General features: G+C 41.7%; 22 protein-coding genes. 16 read left to right on the forward strand and 6 right to left on the reverse strand.

Annotated elements, in window-relative coordinates; genetic code table 11:
- Positions 1 to 177 precede the first annotated feature (177 nt).
- From J7I93_RS21045 to J7I93_RS21055, 3 genes are all read right to left on the reverse strand, one after another.
- Entirely contained in the window at positions 178 to 552 is a 375-nt protein-coding gene (locus J7I93_RS21045) for a nucleotide excision repair endonuclease (protein WP_214728228.1), read from the reverse strand.
- Positions 553 to 664: 112 nt separating this feature from the next.
- The gene (locus J7I93_RS21050) at positions 665 to 2005 is read right to left on the reverse strand and encodes an FAD-dependent oxidoreductase (protein ID WP_214728230.1); all 1341 of its coding nucleotides are present in this window, start codon (positions 2003 to 2005) and stop codon (positions 665 to 667) included.
- 106 nt (positions 2006 to 2111) lie between these two features.
- Positions 2112 to 2567, reverse strand: a complete 456-nt coding sequence (locus J7I93_RS21055; protein ID WP_353050283.1) for a hypothetical protein — start codon at positions 2565 to 2567, stop codon at positions 2112 to 2114.
- 266 nt (positions 2568 to 2833) lie between these two features.
- On the opposite strand from J7I93_RS21055, the gene adhP reads away from it, so the two are divergent.
- From adhP to J7I93_RS21095, 8 genes are all read left to right on the forward strand, one after another.
- Entirely contained in the window at positions 2834 to 3850 is a 1017-nt protein-coding gene (gene adhP / locus J7I93_RS21060) for an alcohol dehydrogenase AdhP (protein WP_214728266.1), read from the forward strand.
- Positions 3851 to 4208: 358 nt separating this feature from the next.
- Positions 4209 to 4979 (forward strand): ABC transporter ATP-binding protein, encoded by a 771-nt coding sequence (locus tag J7I93_RS21065; protein ID WP_214728234.1) that lies wholly within the window; start codon positions 4209 to 4211, stop codon positions 4977 to 4979.
- A 58-nt stretch (positions 4980 to 5037) separates the two neighbouring features.
- Positions 5038 to 6945 carry an AMP-binding protein gene (locus tag J7I93_RS21070; protein WP_214728236.1) on the forward strand — a complete coding sequence of 636 codons (1908 nt, stop codon included), beginning with the start codon at positions 5038 to 5040 and terminating at the stop codon, positions 6943 to 6945.
- Positions 6945 to 7829 (forward strand): branched-chain amino acid ABC transporter permease, encoded by an 885-nt coding sequence (locus J7I93_RS21075; RefSeq protein WP_214728238.1) that lies wholly within the window; start codon positions 6945 to 6947, stop codon positions 7827 to 7829. Before J7I93_RS21070 ends, J7I93_RS21075 begins: the two co-directional genes overlap by 1 nt.
- A gap of 3 nt (positions 7830 to 7832) precedes the next feature.
- On the forward strand, positions 7833 to 8894 hold the full coding sequence (locus tag J7I93_RS21080) for a branched-chain amino acid ABC transporter permease (protein ID WP_214728240.1): 1062 nt from the start codon (positions 7833 to 7835) through the stop codon (positions 8892 to 8894).
- 96 nt (positions 8895 to 8990) lie between these two features.
- Complete coding sequence (locus tag J7I93_RS21085) at positions 8991 to 10169, forward strand: ABC transporter substrate-binding protein (protein WP_214728242.1); 1179 nt, start codon at positions 8991 to 8993, stop codon at positions 10167 to 10169.
- A 276-nt stretch (positions 10170 to 10445) separates the two neighbouring features.
- Entirely contained in the window at positions 10446 to 11234 is a 789-nt protein-coding gene (locus J7I93_RS21090; RefSeq protein ID WP_214728244.1) for an ABC transporter ATP-binding protein, read from the forward strand.
- Positions 11235 to 12407 carry a phenylacetate--CoA ligase family protein gene (locus tag J7I93_RS21095; protein ID WP_214728246.1) on the forward strand — a complete coding sequence of 391 codons (1173 nt, stop codon included), beginning with the start codon at positions 11235 to 11237 and terminating at the stop codon, positions 12405 to 12407.
- A gap of 219 nt (positions 12408 to 12626) precedes the next feature.
- Here the strand turns inward: J7I93_RS21095 and J7I93_RS21100 are convergent, their stop codons facing one another.
- From J7I93_RS21100 to J7I93_RS21110, 3 genes are all read right to left on the reverse strand, one after another.
- Positions 12627 to 13241 carry a class I SAM-dependent methyltransferase gene (locus J7I93_RS21100; RefSeq protein ID WP_214728248.1) on the reverse strand — a complete coding sequence of 205 codons (615 nt, stop codon included), beginning with the start codon at positions 13239 to 13241 and terminating at the stop codon, positions 12627 to 12629.
- Between the two features lie 103 nt (positions 13242 to 13344).
- Positions 13345 to 14142 (reverse strand): DUF169 domain-containing protein, encoded by a 798-nt coding sequence (locus J7I93_RS21105; RefSeq protein WP_214728250.1) that lies wholly within the window; start codon positions 14140 to 14142, stop codon positions 13345 to 13347.
- A gap of 81 nt (positions 14143 to 14223) precedes the next feature.
- Positions 14224 to 14805, reverse strand: coding sequence for a biotin transporter BioY (locus tag J7I93_RS21110; protein ID WP_214728252.1), 582 nt, complete (start codon positions 14803 to 14805; stop codon positions 14224 to 14226).
- A 103-nt stretch (positions 14806 to 14908) separates the two neighbouring features.
- Here J7I93_RS21110 and bioD point away from each other — a divergent pair, with 103 nt between their 5' ends.
- The 8 genes from bioD to J7I93_RS21150 all read left to right on the forward strand — a co-directional run bounded on the left by bioD (position 14909) and on the right by J7I93_RS21150 (position 23205).
- On the forward strand, positions 14909 to 15655 hold the full coding sequence (gene bioD / locus J7I93_RS21115) for a dethiobiotin synthase (protein WP_214728254.1): 747 nt from the start codon (positions 14909 to 14911) through the stop codon (positions 15653 to 15655).
- A gap of 34 nt (positions 15656 to 15689) precedes the next feature.
- Complete coding sequence (gene bioA, locus J7I93_RS21120; protein WP_251025937.1) at positions 15690 to 16988, forward strand: adenosylmethionine--8-amino-7-oxononanoate transaminase; 1299 nt, start codon at positions 15690 to 15692, stop codon at positions 16986 to 16988.
- Between the two features lie 132 nt (positions 16989 to 17120).
- Entirely contained in the window at positions 17121 to 17537 is a 417-nt protein-coding gene (locus J7I93_RS21125; RefSeq protein ID WP_214728270.1) for an SRPBCC family protein, read from the forward strand.
- A complete protein-coding gene (locus J7I93_RS21130; RefSeq protein WP_214728256.1) occupies positions 17537 to 17899 on the forward strand; it encodes an ArsR/SmtB family transcription factor in 363 nt (120 codons plus the stop codon). The genes J7I93_RS21125 and J7I93_RS21130 overlap by 1 nt, the downstream gene beginning before the upstream one ends.
- A 575-nt stretch (positions 17900 to 18474) precedes the next feature.
- Positions 18475 to 19845 (forward strand): MATE family efflux transporter, encoded by a 1371-nt coding sequence (locus J7I93_RS21135; RefSeq protein ID WP_214728258.1) that lies wholly within the window; start codon positions 18475 to 18477, stop codon positions 19843 to 19845.
- A 142-nt stretch (positions 19846 to 19987) separates the two neighbouring features.
- Positions 19988 to 21022 carry a hypothetical protein gene (locus J7I93_RS21140; RefSeq protein ID WP_214728260.1) on the forward strand — a complete coding sequence of 345 codons (1035 nt, stop codon included), beginning with the start codon at positions 19988 to 19990 and terminating at the stop codon, positions 21020 to 21022.
- A gap of 91 nt (positions 21023 to 21113) precedes the next feature.
- Positions 21114 to 21800 carry a response regulator transcription factor gene (locus J7I93_RS21145; protein ID WP_214728262.1) on the forward strand — a complete coding sequence of 229 codons (687 nt, stop codon included), beginning with the start codon at positions 21114 to 21116 and terminating at the stop codon, positions 21798 to 21800.
- Entirely contained in the window at positions 21784 to 23205 is a 1422-nt protein-coding gene (locus tag J7I93_RS21150) for a sensor histidine kinase (protein WP_214728264.1), read from the forward strand. The genes J7I93_RS21145 and J7I93_RS21150 overlap by 17 nt, the downstream gene beginning before the upstream one ends.
- The last annotated feature ends 381 nt before the right edge of the window (positions 23206 to 23586 follow it).

Below are 23586 nucleotides of genomic sequence, written 5' to 3' on the forward strand. Positions count from 1 at the left end.
GGAAGAGAGGGAGCGGGAGACCCCACAGGCGTGAAACGCCGAGGAGCTCTGTTCCTCCCCGCGGGTTCGCTGCGTGACTGGAGCGGAAATCAACGGGCCAGCTTTATAATCCAAAAACAACAATCTATACGAAAAGTGCCTTTTACTAAAACGAAAAAAAAGCCCTAATGGGCCTTTTTACTTGTAGAAGACTTTGTCAATATTATATTTTGCTTGGAGTGTATTGATAATATAGGTTTCATAAATTTCCCGTTCCATGCTATCTTCCACATAGATGACGGCAATTTTATATACGTCATCACGATGGTTTTTGATTGGCGATACATTGTCTTCAAAATGCTTTTTAACACGCTGCCTTAACTTGCGGGCTTTCCCTACAAACAGCAGATCTTCATTCACGTCAAAAAACAAAATCATGCCGCCTTTGTCCCTGGGGATTTTATGATAATCTGTGAAACCATAGACACTGCTTAGCTCACTTTCGCTTGCCTGTCCAGTTTGCCTGTTTTTTGTAATAACGAGATTTGGTTCAGGGATTTCAATTTTAATCAATTTCATCACTTCCTATTCTGAACTAAAGGGTACCATAAACTTGCTAAGTAATCCACAATCCGGAAAAAAACCGATAATTGCATTTATTTTATCCAAGGTCAGGATTCGTGATTCAAAACCTGTCTGAAAACCTGAAAATACCTTTTAACACCCGTGGAGTGATTAAATAAATTGGATGTGCCTGCAAATGGAGAACCTTCATAAAGCGCCCGTAAATGTATGAATCATGTGAACAAGCCAGCACTACTTTTTTTACATACCATTGAAGCAGAGGTAGGCCAATTGGCTTGTTTCCCTTTGTTTTAGAAAATCTAAAGTCTTCTGTTAAAGCAATAAACCATGGAATATCAACGATTTTACTGATTTTTTGGTGATAAACTTTTGGATCAGCTTCTAAAGCTCCTGCTGCTTTAAACATCTCTTGTAACGCTTTTGCTTCCTTTGCGGCAATACTCATTCCCTGGGCAAAAACCGGATCAATCCGGCAAAAAGCATCTCCCATCACAATAAGCCCTTTTGGAAATGACTTTAACTTTTCAAAATGGAAGCGTCGTAATGCTGGGAAACGGTAAACTTCTGTATCTGTAACCGGTTCGCCATCCTTAATTGCTTCATATACATGCGGCTGCTCTAAATTCTTTGCAAATTCCAGAAAAGCATCGTTATCAGCAGGAGGTGAGCTGAATCCATATCCTAAAAGCGTAACCATCCATTGGTTATCTACAGTTGGAGAAATACCGCCGCCACAAACTTGAGCAGGCGGATTCGGATAAACCAATAAACTTTTCCATTCTCTCTGGATAGGGGAAAGTTTTTGGTAAATCCGGTTAGCATAAAATAAATTTACTTTAATCTCTGTTTTCTCTGGTGCCGCAAAACCTAGCTTTTTAAGCCATTGGACTGCTAGTGAACTGGCCCCGGAAGTTTCCACTGTTAAGTCTGCACTTAATTCAATCACTTCATCAGCAGTTTCAGCTTCAATTCCGGTTACTCTGGACCCGTCGGTGAGCAGCCCTTTGACTTTTGTATTATATAGTGTATGTATATTATCAATCCTATCCATTCTTTTTCTGATATGCCCCTCCAGAAACGGGCGGCTTTGCTGGATGATGGATAGGCCTGAATCATATTTAATTTTCCAGCCACCATGATGGTACCAGGCCAGGTCATTGGCAAAATCAGCAGGCACAGATCCTTCTTTAATCATTTCATCTGTCAGTCCAGGGAAAAATTCCTCCAGTATTTCTTCACCGCTCTTTAAAAGAACATGCCCTTGAGCTCCTTGTGGAATTCCTTTTCGAATTTGTCCTTTTGTGTTTTTCGGGTCTTTTTCGATTATAATAACCTCTTCAAAAAAATCTGACAGTACCCGTGCAGCCAGCATCCCTGCAATACTTCCGCCAATCACTAAAGCTGTTTTCTTTTCTATGTATTGTGTTTTACTTTCACTCATTCATAATCCCCCAAAATATCTGCTTGCTTTTTTAATAGTACCCGAAGAGGTTCCTTTTTGGACAGGAAAATTTTCAAAGTAATTAAAAAAGGATCCCTTAAGATCCTTAGTAAGCGTTTATCCTTTCCTTTCTTTCGTTTGTCAGTTTTATAAGCAATTCATTATTAAGTGAGCGGGCCATATCAAGCGTAAGATCGAGCACTTTTTTCAAGCCTTCCTTCTGTCCGCTCTTAACAGCCATATGGTCGCAATTGATTTCGTTTTCCAAACTTATGCAGTTACGCCCAACAGGGTAAGTGATATGCCCAACCTCATGCCAGATAATTGCTTCTTTAACTTCTCTATCTATACAGAACTTCTCATAATCATAAACGACAATAAACCAGTCATACCGGGAATCAAGTGATTGATAAAACATTGTTAGAAGTCTGCTGTCAATATTCCATAAACGCAGCCAATTTCCGTCCCTTAATCCAAAATTTTTTAATACAGTCTGTTTATCTTCGATGATGGCTGCTTTTCCGGAAAGGCCATAACGGGGAGGATCTATCTCTTCGCACACACAGATCAAGTGAAATTCTCCTTTTTAAAAAGTCTTACTAGCATTGTTATGTTTTTTTTTGAGTTTTAATCAACATGTAATATAAAAATCAAGCAATTTATTAATTTGTTAGAAAAAATGTAATAAATGTTCGTCTAGTATGTGAAGGAATTCACAAATGTATTGTGGAATAACGGCATTTCTAAGACAATAAATACGTGGTTGATAGACCAAAATAACGCTTGAGGTGAAGAGACATGTGTGAACAATGCAGCAATGAAAAAATGATGAAAGCAGCAGTTGTACATGAATTTAAAGAAAACCTGGCAATTGAAAACGTAAAAATTCCATCAGTAGGAAAGAATGATGTTTTAGTAAAAATCAAAGCTTGCGGCGTTTGCCATACAGATTTGCATGCAGCCCATGGAGACTGGCCGGTTAAACCAACACTTCCGCTCATTCCCGGTCATGAAGGTGTAGGAGAAATTGTCGAGGTCGGAGAGGGAATCACACACTTGAAGGCAGGAGACAGGGTAGGTGTTCCTTGGCTGTATTCCGCCTGCGGACAATGTGAATATTGCTTAACGGGACGTGAAACTCTGTGCCATAACCAGCTTAATGCCGGCTATTCAATCAATGGAGGCTACGCTGAATATTGCTTGGCAGATGCAAGGTATGTCGTAAAAGTACCAGATTCGCTTGATTATGTAGAGGCTGCACCCATCTTTTGTGCCGGGGTGACTACATATAAAGCCCTAAAGGTAGGGGAAGCAAAACCGGGTGAGTGGGTGGCTGTGTATGGAATCGGCGGACTAGGCCATGTGGCAGTCCAATACGCAAAAGCAATGGGATTAAAAGTGATTGCAGTGGATACGTTTGACGAAAAGCTGCAGCTGGCAAGAGATTTAGGAGCAGATTTAACAGTTAATCCGAAAGAGGGGGATTCAGCAAACTTCATCCAGCGTGAGATTGGCGGTGTACAGGCATCTATTTGTACGGCTGTTTCCAAGCATGCTTTTAATGAAGCATACAGAGCTGTAAAACGCGGCGGAAAATGTGTGGCAGTAGGCTTGCCGCCAGAAGTAATGGAGGTGCCAATTTTTGATACTGTACTGAATGGTGTCAGCATCGTCGGATCCATTGTAGGAACCAGGAAGGACCTACAGGAAGCATTACAATTTGCAGCGGATGGAAAAGTTAAAACGATAGTAGAAACAGCAAACCTCGAAGAAATTAATAAAGTTTTTGATGACTTGGAACAGGGAAAAATCAATGGCCGTATTGTTATTAAGTTTGAAGATTGATAGGTTGATATAGTTTGTTATGGGGCTGGATACCTTGGTGTCCAGCCTGTTTTAGATGCAGCTTGCAGAATACATGGCATTTAAGGTTTTGTTCTGCATCATTCTTGCCAGTAAATGTGAAAGCATCGAGAACATCTAAAAGTCTCTTAAATTTTCCTATATCTATAGTGAAAAACACATCTCCATAATAAATATGTCATATCAAAAATTCAAAGAACATAAAAATGAGAAAGTGCTGGGGACTGTGAAAAAATATTCTTAAGAAAAAAAGGAAAATAGTATTACATAAAGAATATTTAAACTATTCATAATTTTATAAAAATATATTTCGCTGCACGTAAAAAGGGGGATTGATCGTTTGGGTATTTTAGAGATTAAAGATGTCACACTGCGATTTGGCGGAGTTGTTGCTCTGGATCATGTCTCTTATGAAGTGAAGGAAGGAGAAATTTTTTCACTTATTGGGCCAAATGGTGCTGGTAAGACGAGTATGCTGAATTGTATCAGCGGTCTTTATAGGCCGGCTTCCGGGTCGATTAACTTCAAGGGGGAAGATATTACCCGCTATAAGCCCCATAAAAGAGCAAGCCTCGGAATTGCCCGGGCGTTCCAGAATATTGAACTTTTTCCGCATTTATCAGTATTGGACAATCTGATGCTCGGCCGCCACGTGAGGATGAAAACAGGGGTTCTGGCTGGAGGCCTTTATTGGGGAAAGGCACAAAGAGAAGAAATCGAACATCGCAAAAAGGTTGAGCAGGTAATCGATTTCCTCGAGATTGAGCACATTCGGAACACGCCTGTGGGAACACTTTCCTACGGTTTACAAAAACGGGTTGAAACGGGCAGGGCGCTTGCATTGGAACCAGAGATCCTTCTTTTGGATGAACCAATGGCCGGGATGAACAGCGAGGAAAAAGAGGATATGGCCCGCTATATTATCGATATCCACGAGGAAATGAATACAACCATTATTTTAATAGAGCATGACATGGGCGTTGTCATGGATTTGTCGGATCATATTGCGGTACTGGATTTCGGTAAGCTCATAGGCTATGGGACTCCAGAAGAAATCCAGAATAATCCTAAAGTAATAGAAGCTTATTTGGGAGAAGAAGATGCCGTATAAAAAACAAAAAGCGGCTGCAAATAGAGCTTTAATTTTTTAAGGAGGGGGGATCAATTTTATGAGTATGACGTTTCCGCAGCTTTTGATTGAAAGGGCTTACAAAAATGGGTCTCAAGTAGCTTTGAGAGAAAAAGAGTTTGGAATTTGGAACGAACTCACATATGAATCTTTTTTAGACCAGGTTATAAACTTCAGCCTTGGATTAGCAACACTGGGGCTTGAAAGAGGAGATAAGCTTGCCATTATAGGAGAAAACAGGCCTGAATGGGTAATCAGTGAACTTGCGGCACAAAGCCTGGGAGGCATATCCGTGGGGATCTATCAGGAATCCCTTTCTGCTGAGCTCAGCTATATTATCGATGATTGCGATGCCACGATTGTGGTAGCCGAAGATCAGGAGCAAGTGGATAAACTGCTGGAGATAAAAGAAACCATTCCAAAAGTGAAAACGATCATTTATTACGATCCTAGAGGGATGAGAGATTATCAGGAGGATTTTCTTCTTAAATTTGAAGATGTACTAGCACTGGGCCATACATTTAAATCACAGCAGCCGACTTTTTTCCAGCATGAAGTTGATAAAGGTACTACGGACGATGTCGCCATTCTTTCATACACTTCCGGAACAACCGGAAATCCGAAAGGAACAATGCTAACTTATCAAAATCTGGTAGAAATGGCTAAAAATCTATCAAGCATTGATCCGCTGACAGATAAAGATGAATACGTCTCTTTTCTGCCGCTTGCCTGGATTGGCGAGCAAATGATGACAATTGCTATGGGGCTATATAACGGGATGACAATTAACTTCCCGGAAGAACCGACAACTGTCTTGGAGGACTTGCGGGAAATTGGCCCGCAGGTAATGTTTTCGCCGCCAAGAATCTATGAAGACATGGTTTCCCGCTTTCAGGTTAAGATTCAGGATAGCGGCTGGCTGAAAAGAAAGGTATATAACTGGTGCAAGCCTATTGGAGAGAAAGTCGCTAAGGCCCATTTTGAAAATAAACCAATAAGCTCGGGTACAAAACTTCTATATAAAATTGCGGACTATCTGATGTTTAGTGCAATTCGAGATCATTTGGGATTATTGAAAATCAAGCGTGCCTATACAGGGGGGGCCCCGCTTGGACCGGATGTGTTTGAGTTTTTTCACAGCATCGGAGTGAATGTGAAAAGCATTTACGGTCAAACAGAGGTTTCCGGTATATCAATCGTGCATCGTGATGGAGATATCAAGCTCGATAGCGTTGGCATCCCCATCCCTGGAACGGAAGTAAAGATTTCCGATGAAGGTGAAATTCTTATTAAAAGCTCAAGTGTCTGTAAGGGCTACTACAAAAATGAAAAAAGTACGAAAGATACCATTCAGGACGGCTGGCTGCATACAGGGGATGCGGGCAGTCTGGATGAGGAAGGGCATTTGTATGTTATTGACCGAATTAAGGATGTTATCCGCCTTGATACTGGTGAGATGTTTTCTCCGCAATTTATTGAGAACAAACTGAAGTTCAGCTCTTATATCCAGGAAGCCGTAGCGATTGGCAAGGACCGGCCTTATGTAGTTGCAATGATAAATATTGATATGAAAAATGTGGGGCGCTGGGCGGAGAAGAACCAGATCAGCTACACAACCTATACGGATTTGTCTTCAAAGCCGGAGGTCCTCGATTTAATTGAAAAACAGGTCCAGGAAATCAATCAGTCCCTTCCAGAAAAAGCCCGTGTGAAGAAATTTGTCCTGCTGTACAAAGAATTGGATGCAGATGATGAAGAACTAACGAGAACAAAGAAAGTACGCAGGCAATTTGTTGCCAAAAAGTATGAATTGCTTATCGATGGTCTGTATACCGAGGATAAAAAGATTAAGGTTAATGGAACGATCAAATATCGTGACGGTATGGAACAAACGATCCAAACGACACTTCAAGTCATCTTTATGGATGAAGGAGAGGGGGCAGCTTAATGACTTTTTTCTTGCAAATGATCGTAACAGGAGTTGTAGTAGGAAGTGTCTATGCTTTGGTGGCACTTGGGTTTGTTTTAATTTATAAATCCAGTGATGCCATCAACTTTGCACAAGGAGAGTTCCTTCTTATTGGAACCTATGTGTGTTTGACCCTGATCACAGCATACAACATACCCTTTGTTGCGGCATTAATGATTGCATTGATTTTTAGTGCGGTACTTGGGTTTGTAATTGAGCGAATTGTACTCAGGCCATTTATTGGGGAGCCGGTCATTTCGATGATCATGGCAACGATCGGTTTATCCAGTGTGCTGGCAGGAATCGTTCATATAACTTGGGGACATGAGACGCGCGTGTTTCCGAAAGTTTTCTCCGAACAGCCTGTAAAGTTAGGCGAAATTGTTATTGCACCGGTGTATCTCTGGTCGCTTTTAATTGTTGTTATTATGCTTGTGATCTTCACGCTCTTTTTCAAATATTCAAAGCTGGGCATTGCAATGAGAGCTACTGCAGATGACCAGCAGGCAGCGATGTCAATGGGAATTAGCGTCAAGATGATTTTTGCAGTAGCATGGGCGATTGCTGCAATTGTTTCAGCAGTCGGAGGAATCCTGCTAGGGAATATTAATGGCGTTAACGCTTCCCTTTCAGCTATCGGATTGAAGGTTTTGCCAGTTGCCATTCTTGGAGGGCTTGACAGTATTCCAGGCGCCATTATTGGCGGGCTCATTATCGGCATACTAGAAAGCTTGACTGGCGGTTACCTGGACCCATTGGTTGGTGGCGGTCTGAAAGAAGTAATGCCGTTTGTCATCCTCGTATTAATCCTGATGTTCAAGCCGTATGGTTTGTTCGGAAAAAAAGAAATCGAGAGGGTGTAAACGATGAGAAATCCCTTTGTAATGGATTGTGGAGAATTCCATGTAAATTATAAACAGGATATGGCTATCTGGAAAATTTCCAGAGTGCGGATGCGTGTCTTCGTTCTTCTTGCTATTTTCGCGGTATTCCCGATGTTTGCCTCCGATTATGTGATTGGTTTAGCTACACTTTGTGGAATTGCAGCAATAGGAGCAATCGGATTAAATATCCTTACCGGTTTTACGGGGCAAATTTCAATAGGGGTCGGTGCATTCTTGGGTGTGGGAGGTTATACTTCTGCCATTCTGACAGCCAAGCTGGGGTTAAGCTTCTGGATTGCCATGCCGACTGCAGGGATTATAACTGCGATTGTGGGCGGATTGTTCGGATTGCCATCGCTCAGGCTGAAAGGATTGTATCTAGCTATCGCCACTCTGGCTGCACAAGTTATTATCTTATTTGTCATTTCCCGGTGGGATTCGCTTACAGGAGGCACAGCCGGAATGGTGTTATCCAGGCCGGAATTGGGAGGATTTGTTTTTTACAGCGAACGCAGTTATTACTATCTGATGTTTGCAGTTCTCGTTATTACTACTATTTTCACCCTTAATTTATTTCGATCACGGGTTGGCCGGGCATTTATAGCTGTGCGTGACCGTGACGTGGCAGCTGAAGTAATGGGAATTGATTTGTTTAAATATAAGGTTCTGGCATTTATTGTAAGTTCCTTTTTCGTAGGAATTGCAGGTGCCTTGCTTGGCCATTACACGATGGTGGTTAGTCCTGAGCTGTATAGCATTACAGTGTCCATCGAGTATTTGGCGATTATACTTGTAGGCGGATTGGGCAGTGTGTTCGGGTCAATTTATGGAGCAGTGTTTATAACTCTTCTGCCAGTTGTTCTAAGATCTGGTGTAGAGCTTTTAAGCGGGTTTTTCCCTGACTTATCGACCGTCTTAATCGGCATGAAGGAAGTTGTATTCGGCCTGGTAATTATCTTGTTCTTAATCTATGAACCACAGGGTCTTGCGAAGATCTGGAAGAATATTAAGGATTATTTTAAACTTTGGCCGTTTTCTTATTAATTCCCGGGCAATAATATCTGAAAATTTCGAAAGTATATTTAAAAGGATGTATACTTTCAATTTTTAATAAAAATAGAAGTAATAAGGGGGAGCATTATGAAGAAATTTTGGGCAGGTTTATTGGCAGCAACACTAATGACTGGAATGCTTGCTGGCTGTTCAAGCGGCAGTGAGGAAGCTGCGGCCGACAAAAAAGGTACAGTAAAAATCGGCGGTATTTTTGACCTGACTGGAGGCACGGGTGATGTAGGTACACCTTATGCAGAAGGGGAAAAAGCATTTTTTGAATACATTGCCGGCGAGGATATCAACGGAAATAAGCTGGAATTAATCGGTGACGATTATGCGTACAAAATTCCTGAAGCACAGAAGCTATATCAAAAGTTAAAGTCCAAAGATAAAGTAGCTGCCATTTTAGGATGGGGTACAGGTGATACGGAGGCACTTCGCCAGCAGGTTGCAGCTGACAAACTTCCATTTATCTCAGCTTCTTACTCTGAGAACCTAAAAAATATTGATGAAAGCCCATATAACTTCCTGGCTGCTGCATCCTATTCTGACCAGGCAAGATCTGTATTAAAGTGGATAAAAGACAATCACACTGGCGGTACCCCGACTGTAGCTTTAATTTACAATGATACCGCATTTGGGAAGTCTCCCATCGAAGATGCCAAGAATTATGCCAAGGAAAATGGCATAGAAATTGTTGATGAACAAGTTGTTGACTTGAAGACGCTCGATGCAACATCACAATTATTGAATATGGAAAAGAAAAATCCTGATTATGCGATTATTAACCAAACATGGGGAGCAACGGCTACTATTCTAAAGGATGCTAAAAAGCTTGGTTTGGATACGCAATTTATCGGTTTAAACTGGGCAACTGGGGAAGGCTTGCTTCCCATTGCAGGCGATGCTGCTGAAGGCTTTATCGGTGTCGTAACTCATGCATTCCCGTATGAAGACCTTCCGGGAATGGAAGAGGTTAAAAATTATGTAGAGAGCAAAGGTGAAAAGCTGGAAGACAAAAACCAGAAGTTTATCCAGGGCTGGGTGTCTGCAAAGATTATGGTTGAGGGCATAAAGCTTGCTGAGGATCCGACAACGGGCGAAGGCATCCGTGCCGGACTTGAGAAAATTTCAAACCTTGATCTTGGAGGATTAGCTGCACCAGTTACATTCACAGCTGACAGCCATGCAGGCACAAATCAAATCCGTTTGGCAGAAGTCAAAAATGGGAAGTTCGAAGTATTCACAGACTATATCGGCTACTAAAAGGACTGGGGGCGAGGCTGATAACCCGCCTCCTATTCAATTTTAAGGATTTTGCAAGCTGTTATTAGGCAAAATAGTGAACTTAGCTAATAAAGCGGGGAAATTAGCGAACAATCTGCAAGGATTGGCGAATGAAATGGTTAAATCAGCAAAGAAATGTCAGATTTAGAGAATAAAAGTCGAAAACTGAAGAATAAACCTTGGACGGCTTAATAGATAAAGATACTAACTAATGAAATATGGTTCAGCGAGATTAAGAAGCTGGGAGGATAAAGCATGCTGACAATTAACAATGTCGAAGTGATGTACGATAAGGTCATACTTGTTCTAAAAGGGATGTCCATGGTCGTCCCTAAGGGGAAAATTGTTGCCCTGCTGGGTAGCAATGGTGCGGGGAAGACGACTACACTGAAAGCTATTTCCGGTTTGCTAAAAAGCGAAAATGGCGAAGTAACTGATGGTTTTATCGAATTATACGGCGAGCGGATTGATGTAAGCGATGCAGAAACCATTGTGAAAAAAGGCATTTTTCAATGCATGGAAGGCAGGCGTGTTTTCAAACATCTTTCTGTAGAAGATAATTTAATTGCTGGCGCACATACCCGCAAGGACCGGAAAAATATTAAAAGTGATATCCAAAAAGTTTATCATTATTTTCCGAAGCTTGAAATGCTGAAGCACCGTCAGGCGGGCTATCTTTCAGGCGGGGAGCAGCAAATGCTCGCCATCGGCAGAGGCATCATGGCCAAACCTAAAGTGCTCCTCTTGGATGAACCATCATTAGGACTTGCGCCGCTATTAGTGAAAGAGATCTTTGGCATCATTAAAAAGATTAATGATGAAGAGGGAACGACCATTCTGGTAGTTGAACAGAATGCCAATGTGGCTCTTTCGATTGCAGACTATGGCTATATCATCGAAAATGGCCGGATTGTGATGGACGGAACAGTGGAACGATTGCTTTCCAATCAGGATGTCCGCGAATTTTACCTGGGCATGGGCGATAAAGGCCGGAAAAGCTATAAGGATATTAAATCCTATAAAAGAAGAAAGAGGTGGCTATAGGTGGAAAAGCTGCAGGATATGATTCAGTATGCATATGAGAAAGTTCCGGGTTTTAAAAGGCAGCTTGATGCAGCCGGCCTATCACCCGATGATATTCAATCGATCAAGGATCTTGTGAAAATTCCTGTACTTAAAAAAGATCGTTTGCCTGAACTGCAGGCTGCCAGCCAGCCTTTCGGAAACTTGGCCGCCATGGAGCCAAATGAAATGGCAAGGATCTTTATGTCACCGGGCCCAATCTATGACCCGCAAACCCATGAAAAAGATTTTTGGCGTTTTTCAGAAGCCCTTCAGGCAGCAGGGGTTAATCAGGATGATATTGTGCAAAATACTTTCTCCTACCACCTTTCACCAGCTGGCTTTATGTTTGACTCGGCTCTCCGCAAATTAGACGCAACTGTGGTTCCCGCAGGAACAGGAAACCGGGAGCTGCAAATCCAAGTGATGAAGGATGTCAAAGTAACCGGTTATGTAGGAACGCCAAGCTTCTTTAATCTATTGCTTGATGCAATAGAAGAAAAGGGCTGGAAGATCGGCAAGGAAATAGTCATTGAGAAAGTATTTTTTACGGCGGAAATGCTGACTGTACAAATGCGGAAACGATGCGAGGACAATGGCATTTCAGTTTTTGAAGGATATGGGACAGCGGATTGCGGCTGCCTGGCGTTTGAGGATAAACAAGGGCCCGGTTTGAAAGTGACGGATACAGCCATTGTGCAAATTTGTGATCCGCATACAGGGAAGGAAGTTTTAGCAGGTGAGGGGGAGGTAGTCGTTTCGCTTTTTGATAAAAACTACCCGCTCATCCGGTTTGGGACGGGTGACCTTTCACGCTGGGTTGAAGGCTATGAAGGGAAAAGGATTGCCGGAGTGCTTGGCCGTGTAAGCGATGGCGTTAAAGTGAAAGGAATGTTCGTAAGAGAAAAGCAGCTTGCACAAGTCTTGGAGGGAGCAGGATATTCAACTTTCCAAGCTATTGTCACAAATGATAAGGGGCAGGATGAGTTTAGAATTTTAGTAGAATCCGAAGCTGAATTACAATCTGGATTAGCTTCCAAAATTCAGGATGTCATCAGGATTAAGCCCCTTATAGAAAGAACAGCTTGCGGCAGGTTTAAAAAGGAAGAAAAAAAGCTAATAGACAAAAGAAATTACGAATTAAAAAAGGTTTAGATTAATGGAGGGCTGACAAGCCTTCTTTTTTAATGTAGCCGGATTAACGACGATAATTGCCTAACTAAGGAAAAAAGGTAGTTAATAAGCGGGATGAACGACGATAATGGGCTAACGACTGGAAGAAAGGTAGTTAATATAAGCGGGATTATCAACGATAATAAGATAACAAATAGAACAATGGTCGTTAGCAAGCCAGATTAACGACCAAATTGCCTATCAAAGAGAAGGATGATCGATTGCTTTGTTATTCTCACTCTCTACCACCAAAAACAATCCTTTATAATAGGAAGTCACATTTGTGACCAGCAGTCCGGATTCCTGGATGGTTTGCAGTGTATTCCGGTTTAAGTTGCAGCCATCGCAGACTCGTTTCCAAAGAGGATTTAAGGCTTCCTGGGCAAATGCGGGAATCGGCTGTTCCATTTTCACATGTTCAAAGAATAGTATTTTCGTCTGGGATTTGCTTACCCTACTGATTTCCTGCAGGGCTTTAACAGGGTCTGGAATCGTACAGAAAACAAGCGTGGAAACAACCGTGTCAAAGGTATCGTCAGGAAAATTTAGGCTTTCAGCTGATTGCTGATGGACCTGAATTGGAACTGCAGCAGCTGCCTTACGCGGATGGGACTGTTCGATCATTCCTTGATTTGGTTCAATGGCGTCCACATGTTCTGCGTTTTTATATAATGGGAAGTTGATGCCGGTGCCCGCACCAATTTCCAATACACGGCCGGTAGCGTGGGAGAGTAACTCTTTTCGTATTTGCTGGAATTTCCGTTTTTCAAGCGGCCGCATGGCAAGGTCATATATGGATGGAAAGAAGTTGCTCATTATGTTCATCTCTTTTCAAAGTTAGGTTCTTTTCTCTATTTTACCTTTTTGCAAAAATGAAACAAGCTGGTACCTCAGTTATAGAAGTTCCAGCTTCAAGGAATTATAGTTTGTTTTCGAACATGTCGTTCAGCTTTTCATAGGTTTCCGGATACTTTGCCTCATACTGAAGATAGGTTGGAACAGGGTAGCGGACGCCACCTTTGTGGGTTTGCTTTAACCCTTCAATGAACTCATCTGCCATGGAAAAAGGAATCGTGAAGGCCATTTCGTGATCATGAGTCTGGCCGAAAACACGATCACCGTAGCATGGCAGGATGACTTGCGGTTTATCGGTCTTCATTGTTTTAATGACGATATCCGCACAATCAGCCCGGGCTGTAAAGGTAGATGTGATTTCCCCACCTGTATGAAAGAGGGCTCCGGCGACCATCCTCATTACCTGTGCAGAATTCCCATAGACAGCGATCACTTCTGGTTCAAAGGCTGCCCTTCCCAGTGGAGCCATCAAAACTGTTCCTGCTTCTTCTCTCTTAAACTTTGGAACAGCCGCTTCCGTTAACGCTCCTATATCACATGTCTTTGTGTACATGCCATCTGTCAGGCTTCCCTTTGTATAATAGTCCAGTTCCTCTTCAAAACCGAATGCTATTTTGGCAATCGGGCAGGATAAATCCTCTCCTCCCATGGCAAGAGCCCAACCGTAACGCCTTGCCATCGTCACACCCTGGCAAATGCTGAACGTTTTGCCAAAATCTTTAGCAGGGCGCTTTACGCGGTCAGGCAGAATTTCTTCTTTTTTCATAACCCTTATAGCAAGCGGAAAGGTGTCAGGCCGGACATATGTATGAATCGCAGTTTCCAGCTCCGAGAGTTTTTGTGTATGGGCAGTTTGCTGCATGGTTAAACCTCCTTAAAAACTTGTAAATATAATATTCTGTAAATTATATGGTTTAACCTGCCTATTTAGGAGTAAAATCTATCAGATATCTGCTCTCAGTGTAAAAGACTTTTTCAGTGATCTCTGTAATTTTGGCAATAAAGCAAACGATACAAATGTTACGGCTAAATCCAGAGGGAGATATGCCGCCATCCAGCCCCAAGCCATACTATAGCTGAATCCTTCAGGGGCATTTGCCCATAGCTTAAGAGAAAGGTACATCCAGTTCGTTCCGATAAAATAGTTGCATAGTATACTTAAAAAACCTGCAAATATGTAGTGATTTCTTGTTGCTTTCCTTTGCTCAGCAACTAATTTTCCTGTTACAAAAGCTACAAGAACAAAAGATAGAATGAATCCAAAGGTCGGGCTTAATATCTGGGCAGGGCCGCCTTTAAATTGTGCAAAAACAGGAGCCCCTATTAAACCAACAAACATGTAAACAAGCATTGCCATTGAGCCTATTCGGCTTCCGAGAATACCTCCAGCTAAAATGGCAAACAGAAGCTGCAGTGTGATTGGCACACTTCCAATCATTAAAAAAGGTGATAGATTTGCACCAACTCCCATTAGGGCGGCAAATAAACCGCAAAGCACCAGATCCTGGGTTTTTAATCCTTTCATATTTAACCTCCTTATTTTTTGTTAACTTAATATTATTTTGGTTAACATTTAATTGAATTATATATTCTCATATGTTAACCTCTTTGTAAATAAGGTTTACATAGTGGGAGGTATTTTTATTAGAAGTTTATTTATTACCGGTACTGATACGGATGTTGGCAAGACGATGGCTTCCACACTCCTGACGGGCTACCTAAAACAAAAAGGAGTAAAAATTGCATCATACAAACCCGTACAAAGCGGTGCAGATACTTTACATGGAAAACTTGCAGCGCCTGATGTTGAATTTTACAAGCTTGCAAATCCTGAGCTAGATGACAAAGAAGCTTATACATATCTATTTAAAAAGGCTTGTTCTCCGCATTTGGCAGCCCGGGAAGAAGGAACAAGGATTGAGCAGGAGAAGATCATTGACCATTATAAACAACTGGAAGCAAAATCTGATTTAGTCTTGATTGAAGGAGCTGGAGGAGTAATTGTCCCTTTAACGGATGCGGGTTACTCTATGCTTGACTTAATGAAGGAATTAGCAGTTCCGGCTGTTGTAGTTGCGCGGACTGGAGTCGGCACTATCAATCATACAGTCCTTACGGTTGATAAGTTAAAACAAGAGGGTGTACCGGTTGCCGGTGTTGTTATGAATCAATTACATATAGGAGATCCAGCTGTCGAGCTGGACAATCAATGGATGATTGAAAAGCTTACTAAAGTTCCTGTTATTGGCGTAATTCCTTATATGGAAAACCCCTCTGAGGCAATCAAAAATCCTGCATTGCTGGAAAAAGTATTTTCTAAGTTTGATATATTGGAGGAGATCGCAATTGATAAACAACCTAGCTCTTTTAGATAGCAGCAAAAATCATTTATGGCTTCCTTTTACTCAAATGACTGATTATGAGCGCGACCCGTTAATTATTGAAAGCGGTGAGGGCATAATTCTAAAGGATATAAACGGGAAAGAATATTTGGATGGCTATTCCTCCCTTTGGCTGAATGTACATGGCCACCGGAAAAAAGAATTGGATGAAGCAATTAAAAAGCAACTAGAATTAATTGCCCATTCCACGCTTTTAGGAGCGGCCAATGTACCGGCTATTCAGTTTGCGGAAAAACTAATAGAAATTACGCCTGAAAAAATAAGGAGGGTGTTCTACTCTGATTCCGGGGCAACGTCTGTTGAAATTGCGGTTAAAATGGCGTATCAATATTGGCAAAATCTAGGGGAGGAGAGGAAAAAGAAGTTTGTGACCCTGTCCAACAATTATCATGGAGATACGATTGGCGCAATTAGCATTGGCAATGTGGATCTTTTTCACCGTGTATATGGCTCGCTAATGTTTGAATCTATAAAAGCGCCTTTTCCGCTTGTATATCGTAATCCATTGAAAGATGAACAAGAAATAAGGGATTGTGCACTGTCAGAATTGAGAACAATTTTTCATGACCATCATGATGAAATTGCAGCTATTACAGTAGAACCGCTTATGCAGGGAGCGGGCGGGATGAATGTGATGCCTAAAGGCTATCTCAAAGGAGTAGAAGAGCTTTGCCGGGAGTTCAATATTCTTTTAATTGTAGATGAAGTCGCTACAGGGTTTGGCCGTACAGGAAAAATGTTTGCGGTCGAGCATGAAGATGTCCAGCCGGATATAATGACTGCTGCTAAAGGGATAACCGGAGGCTATCTCCCAATTGCTGTAACGTTAACAACAGAAGAAATTTATAAAGCATTTTATGGAGAATATGAAGAAATGAAGACTTTCTTCCATGGACATTCCTATACAGGCAACCAGCTGGGCTGTGCCGTTGCTTTGGCAAATTTAAAAATTTATGATGAAGAGAAGATTTTGGAACAGGCAGCAAAAAAAGCAGAGTTTATCAAGTCTGAATTAGAAACATTAAAACATCTTGCACATGTTGGAGATATCCGCCAGGCCGGTTTGATGTGCGGGATTGAACTGGTTCAAAACAAAGATACAGGGGAAGCTTATCCATGGATAGAGAGAATAGGTTATAAGGCAACTCTCGAAATGCGGGAACGGGGAATGCTGACAAGGCCGCTTGGGGATGTTGTGGTCTTTATACCGCCGCTTGCGAGTACGGAGGAACAAATAAGGAAGATGGTTGAAATAATGGCAGACTCTATTAAAGCGGTAACGGAAAAAGAAAAGTCAGCAGTTTGAGAATTTATTTGGTGAATGCTTGGGAAAATTAAGCCCAAGCGTTTTTGTTTTGTTGACATGAAACCAAATGGTTTTATATAATGAAAGTGAAACCTAATGGTTGTACTTTTTTATTGTAGAGGAGAATTCATGATGGAAACACTGCAAGATATCAAACTAACCGTTATTCTTAATGCGCCAATCGAAAAAGTATGGAAGTCAGTCTCTACATCAGAGGGAATTGAATCCTGGTTTATGCCGAATGACTTTAAGCCTGAATTGGGTTATGAATTTCATTTGCAATCACCGTTTGGTCCGTCTCCATGCAAGGTCATTGAATTGGATGAGCCAAATCGTCTTTCTTTTACTTGGGATAAAGATGGCTGGGTAGTTTCGTTTATTTTAAAAGATCTTGGCGGAAAAACAGAATTCACTCTTATTCATGGAGGGTGGAAACAGCCTGATGCAGTTCTTCCGAAAGCTAATGAGGAAAGCGCGGTTATCCGTGAAAGAATGTCACATGGCTGGACTGGAATTCTGGAGAACCTTGGCAAGGTTGTAGAGAAATAATGAGTTCGTCTGCCCAGAAACATGATGTGTTTCAGGCAATTGCCGATCCGACTAGAAGAGAAGTTCTAAGGCTGCTTGCTGAAAAAGAGCGTCCAATTTCCGAGATCAGCGCTCATTTTCCGATTAGCCGTACGGCGATATCGAAACATCTTCACATTTTATCAGAGGCTGAATTGGTCAGCGGGAAAAAGGTTGGAAGGGAAAAAATTTATCATTTGCAGCCCGAACCGCTGACAGAATTAAAGCAGTGGCTGTCGTTTTACGAGCAATTTTGGAATAATAAGCTGATAAAGCTCAAGCATATTGTTGAAGACGGGGATGATGGGGTAAAAGTAGTAGAGATTGATGAAAAAAGTGAATGATTTTGAGAAAAAGAGCTGAGATAGGCTCTTTTTTCTTGTTTTAAGGGCGTTTCACCCTCTATTAAGGGAGGATTTTGAACCGAAAAGATAGGATATCAGCAACTTTGCCATTTTTATTGTCAACTTGTTAAATATAGGCTCTTTTCGTATAGATTGTTGTTTTTGCTTAAGAACTCTGCCCGTTGATTTCAGCACGAGGCACTCAGCGAACCACGGGGCTACCGGGAGCCTCCTCGACGCTCTGCGTCTGCGGGGTCTCCCTTGGAACGCTACTCCCGTAGGACGTTGAATAAGCTTCTTCGAACGGACACCGCACGAAGAAAATGCGGGAGCATTTTCGAGGATCTCGTGCCTTCTGCTCCAATCAACTCAGTGATTAAAATTGGTTCGAAAGCAACAAACTTTGCGAAAACAGCGTAAATATATCATCAACTGATCAAATAAGATCGTCAACTTGCGGTTAAATATCATCAGCTGCCAGGATGATAAAAATTTTCACGTGAAATTACGTCTTTCTCAAAGAAGATATAATATAATGAAATTTGTGTTCATTATTTTTAAGGGAGTTCTTGGCGATGTATCAGACATTTACTTTACAAGAGAAGGTTAAGCAAATTTCGATTATGCTGATCCCGATTTTGATTACGCAGCTTGGCATGTTTGCCATGGTCTTTTTTAATACAATCATGTCAGGCAGATATAATGCTTCCGACCTTGCCGGAGTAGCGATTGGTTCCTCGATTTGGAATCCTGTTTTTACCGGGCTCAGCGGTATCTTGATGGCTGTATCACCGATTGCGGCACAGCGATTTGGCGAGAAAAAGAATAAAGAAGTAACATCGATTGTAAAAAATGGAATGTACCTTGGTTTTATCATTGCATTTGCTGTGATTGCCATCGGGTCAGTTTTACTGGATCCTATACTGAACAGCATGAATTTGCCGCAAGCGGTAGAAGGAACCGCACGCGGCTATTTGATTGGACTTAGCTTCGGTATTATTCCGTTATTTGTTTTTAACGTACTTAGATCTTTTATCTATGCATTAGGCAATACCCGGGTGGTTATGGTCATTTTATTTTGTTCGCTCCCGATTAATTTCTTTTTAAATTACGTGCTAATTTTCGGCCATTGGGGTTTTCCGGAATTGGGAGGAGCAGGCGGCGGTTATGCAACTTCGTTCACGTATTGGTTTATCCTTGCCATGACTGCCTTGATTATCAAAACGAAAGAGCCATTTTCAGGGTATAATATTTTTAGAAATCTGCATGACTTTTCATGGGAAAGATGCAAAGAGATCTTGAAAATTGGTGTGCCAATGGGGCTGTCAATCTTTTTCGAAACAAGTATGTTTGCAGTTGTGACTATTTTAATAAGCAAGTTTAATGTGACAACGATTGCGGCTTACCAGTCAGCATTAAACATCGTTTCTTTCCTGTATATGATCCCAATCAGCATTTCGATGGCACAGACTGTACTAGTTGGTTTTGAAGTTGGTGCGGGAAGATATAAGGATGCAAAGGCCTACAGCTGGCTCGGCATCTATTTATCGATTTTGATCGCTTTGTTAACCGGTCTCCTGGTGGTTCTGTTCCGCTATGAGGTGGCAGGTTTTTATTCGAATGAAAGCGCGGTTATTGCTCTTACTGCCCATTTCCTTATCTATGCTTTGTTCTTCCAGATTTCTGATGCCATTCAAGCTACAGCGCAAGCTGCATTAAGGGGCTATAAGGATGTGAACATTTCTTTTATTATTACACTGATTGCTTACTGGCTGATCTGTCTTCCTGTTGGTTACGTTATGGCAAACTACACAAGCTTGGGAGCAACTGGTTATTGGATTGGCTTAACAATCGGATTGCTTGCTGCAGGAATTTGCTTGTCAATGAGGCTGATCTATATCCAAAAGCGAAAGTTTGTAAGTGCAGAGGTTCAAGAAGCAGGATAAATATATCGCCTGGCCTATCATGGTACAGGCGATTTTTATTTTTGCCAATAGGATCTTTGACATCTTCCTGACATATTGGGCCGATATAGTAAAGGCGAGGTAAGCGATGCTTGGCCTTATAAAAAGTTCAGGAGGTATACGTATGAAAAAGGCATTAGCAGGTTTAACGATTGCAGGTGTATTACTGGCAGGAGGGTATGCAACAACTTCTTATGCGATAGATGCGGAAACATCGACCGAAACAGGAAAGGCCCTAACATGGAACTTTAAAGGCAAGGGATTTGGTCATCATGGATTCGCTGGTGATTCTGAATCGATCCTGGAAAAAGCTGAGGAGCTTGGCATTAAGACAGATGGAAAAGACGCTCAAACCCTGATGCAGGAAATCCGGGCGGCCGAAATTAAAAAGGAAGCAAAGGAACTGGGAATCAAAACGGATGGGAAGGAAACGGCTGAGCTCATGGAAGAGGTAATGCTGGCAAAGGTAAAAGAGGAAGCGGAAAATCTAGGCATCAAAATAGATGGGAAAGATGTACAGGCTCTTAAACAAGAAATACGTTTAGCAAAGCTTCAGGAACAGGCTAAAGATCTTGATGTAGCGACGGATGGGAAAGATGCAGAGACTCTCATGCAGGATATTCAGACAGCATCAATAAACAAGCGAGCCAAAGAACTTGGGATTTCTACAGAGGGAAAGGATTTACAGACTTTGTCTCAGGAAATATTCACGGCTTCAGTAACAAATGAAGCTAAAAAGCTTGGAATAACGGTTGAAGGCAGGGATATCCGCGAAGTCGCCCAGGAGGTTGCATCCGAAAAGGTGAAAAAAGAAGCAAAAGAACTGGGTATCACAATTGATGGCAAATACCTTCAGCAAATTGCTCAGGAAGTCAGGGAAAAGAAAGTCGTGAATCTTGCCAAGGAACTCGGGATTTCAACTGAAGATCAAACAACAGCTGAGCTTCTGGCAGAAATAGAAAAGAATGATCGTGAAAAATTACAGGAAGTTCTTGGCCAAGACCTTTTAGGAAGTAAAGGGTTTGGAATGATGGGAATGGGCATGAAAGGCGGTCATGGCATGGGTTTTAATGGTCCGGGGAAGGGCCACGGCGGAAAATTCCATGAGGGCGGCATGGGAGAGCAAGGATTCATGAGCGGTGAAAATGAAGCTGATTAAACATCTGCCGACGCTCTATAAAGGTTTGTTAAATCCCCGTATACAAATTCGGGGATTTTTCTGTATAGTAAAGTTATTGGAGGGCGGTAAGATGAAAAAAATCCTAGTCGCAGAGGATGAACTGGCTATTGCCAAAGTTTTAAGTGCATACTTGCAGCGTGAAGGATTTGAAGTCCTGGCGGCAAATAACGGGAAGGATGCACTTGATTTATTTTTCAAGGATTCGCCTAATCTGGTGCTTCTGGATATCATGATGCCGGAGATGGATGGCTGGCGTGTTCTCGAAAAAATCCGTGAAAAAAGCGCTTGTCCTGTCATTATGCTTACGGCCCTTGGTGACATTGATTATAAATTAAAAGGCCTGAATACAGGTGCTGATGATTATATTTCCAAGCCCTTTATAGGGGATGAGGTAGTTGCACGCGTGAATGCTGTTTTAAGGCGTTCACCGAATGTTTACCTTGATGAACATATTAAGCAATTTGGCAGTCTGGCTATTAATTTTGATTCCCACACAATATTCTTAAATGGAAAAGAAGTAAATTTGACGCCTCGTGATTTATCATTATTGTTATTTCTGGCAGAAAGACCGAACAGAACCTTTACAAGGGAACAGCTGATTGAGCATGTTTGGGGAATCGATTATGATGGCAGCGACCGTGCAGTCGATTTGGCTGTAAAAAGAATCCGGCAGGCTTTGTCAGATTGGCCGGCTTCCGAAGGTGAAATCCGTACACTAAGAGGAATGGGGTACCAATTCCATGTTTATGAAAAATAGAAAACGGACCACACTGCTCCGCTATTGGACGACCCGCTATCTTTTTACCCTTTTAGTGGGACTCATTATTTTAGCGGCGGGTTCGATGTGGTGGATCAGGCAAACAACCCTTGAAAACCGGCTGAATTTAATGCAGTATGTAGCTGTCGAAACAGCGGATCGGGTGGTGCAGCAGGACGGCAATATAGAATTTGATCCTTTTTTTAACCGAATGTTGGAGGAAAGGGCAAAATTGCTGGAATTTAAATTTGAGCCGCAAGTCTTTATTAGTGATTTAACTGGCCAGGTTCTTTATAAAAAAGCTGGCCGCATGCCAAGAAAAAGTCAAGCTGGTCCAGGGCTTGGAACACTGCCCGCTGAATTGCTGGAAAATGAAAGTAATGTTAAAAGAATGAATACGCAGGATGGCCAGTCTGTTTACGCAGTTAAAACGCCAATAACAGTTGATGAAAAACAAGTGGGCTGGGTTGTCGTCGTACAGAGCGCTGATGATTTGACGAATGTGAATCAGGAATACCGCCTGTTGTTTATTATGCTGGTCGGATTGGGGCTGCTCGGCTGGAGTGTGATTTATTTCCTTTCGTGTAAAATTTCACGGCCCATCCAGGAGGTAGCATTTGCTGCTGCCAAAGTAAGTGAAGGGGATTATGAAATTGACTTAAAAGCTTCTGCTAATGAGGAAGAAATTCATAATCTTATCACCTCATTTAAAGAAATGACGGAACGGCTCATGCATCTTGAAAAGCTCAGGGCAGAATTGCTGGCTGGTGTCACACATGATCTGAAAACACCGGTTACCTCTATCAGCGGGCTTGTCCAGGCTGTCCGGGACGGGGTTGTACACGGTGAAGAAAAGCAGGAGTTTCTTGATATAACGTTAAAAGAAGTCAATCGATTGCAGAAGATGATAGAGGATTTATTGGATTTTAACTCCCTTTCGGCTGGTGCTTTTTCAATACGGCCTGAAACTTGTGATATGAATAAACTTGTTCAGGACATTGTCCGCCAATGGGGATTAACCCAAAAAAGCGATTTTCAATATCGCGTCGAAGTACCAAATGAAACGATTTATCGGTCAACGGATCCCTACCGCCTTCAGCAAGTGTTAATTAATTTGCTAAATAATGCTTATCAGGCAATCGATACAAATGGCTATATCACGGTAACTTTAAAGGAAGGTTATATTGATGTTCAAGACACCGGGACGGGTATTTCTGTTGAGGAGCAGCCATATATTTTTGAGCGCTTTTATAGAGGTGAACAAAAAAAGCTGAAAGTAAGAGGGCTCGGATTGGGTTTGCCGTTCAGCAAGCTGCTCGCCAAAGCATTAAACGCCAATTTAATTTTAAAGGATAGTTCAAATACTGGAAGTACATTTTCAATCGTATGGGTAGAAAAAGGATAGATGTAAGCAAGGTTCATTTGCTTCGTTTATCCCTTTTTTTATTTTTTGACCTCTTCGAGCACTGCGAGATTTTAGGGTGAATGGTTTCCTAGAGAGAGTGAGAGTCTATTCAGGTAATTAAAAAGAATTTGTAGTATATAGACATAAGAGGTTAACTTTTCATTTTTATGAAATATGGCCATTTCTCGTATATATACATTTTTTTCATTAGTAAATACATGTTAGAAAAATCTTGTCTTTATTTTAGGCTGTTTTCGCAAAGTTTGTTGCTTACAAACTAGTTTTAATTACTGAGTTGATTGGAGTGGAAGGCACTTGATCCTCGAAAATGCATTCGCATTTTCTTAAGACGAGGTGCTTATTCGAGGAAGCTTATTCAAT

The organism is Bacillus sp. ISL-47 (genome assembly GCF_018613175.1).
Lineage (GTDB): Bacteria > Bacillota > Bacilli > Bacillales > Cytobacillaceae > Cytobacillus.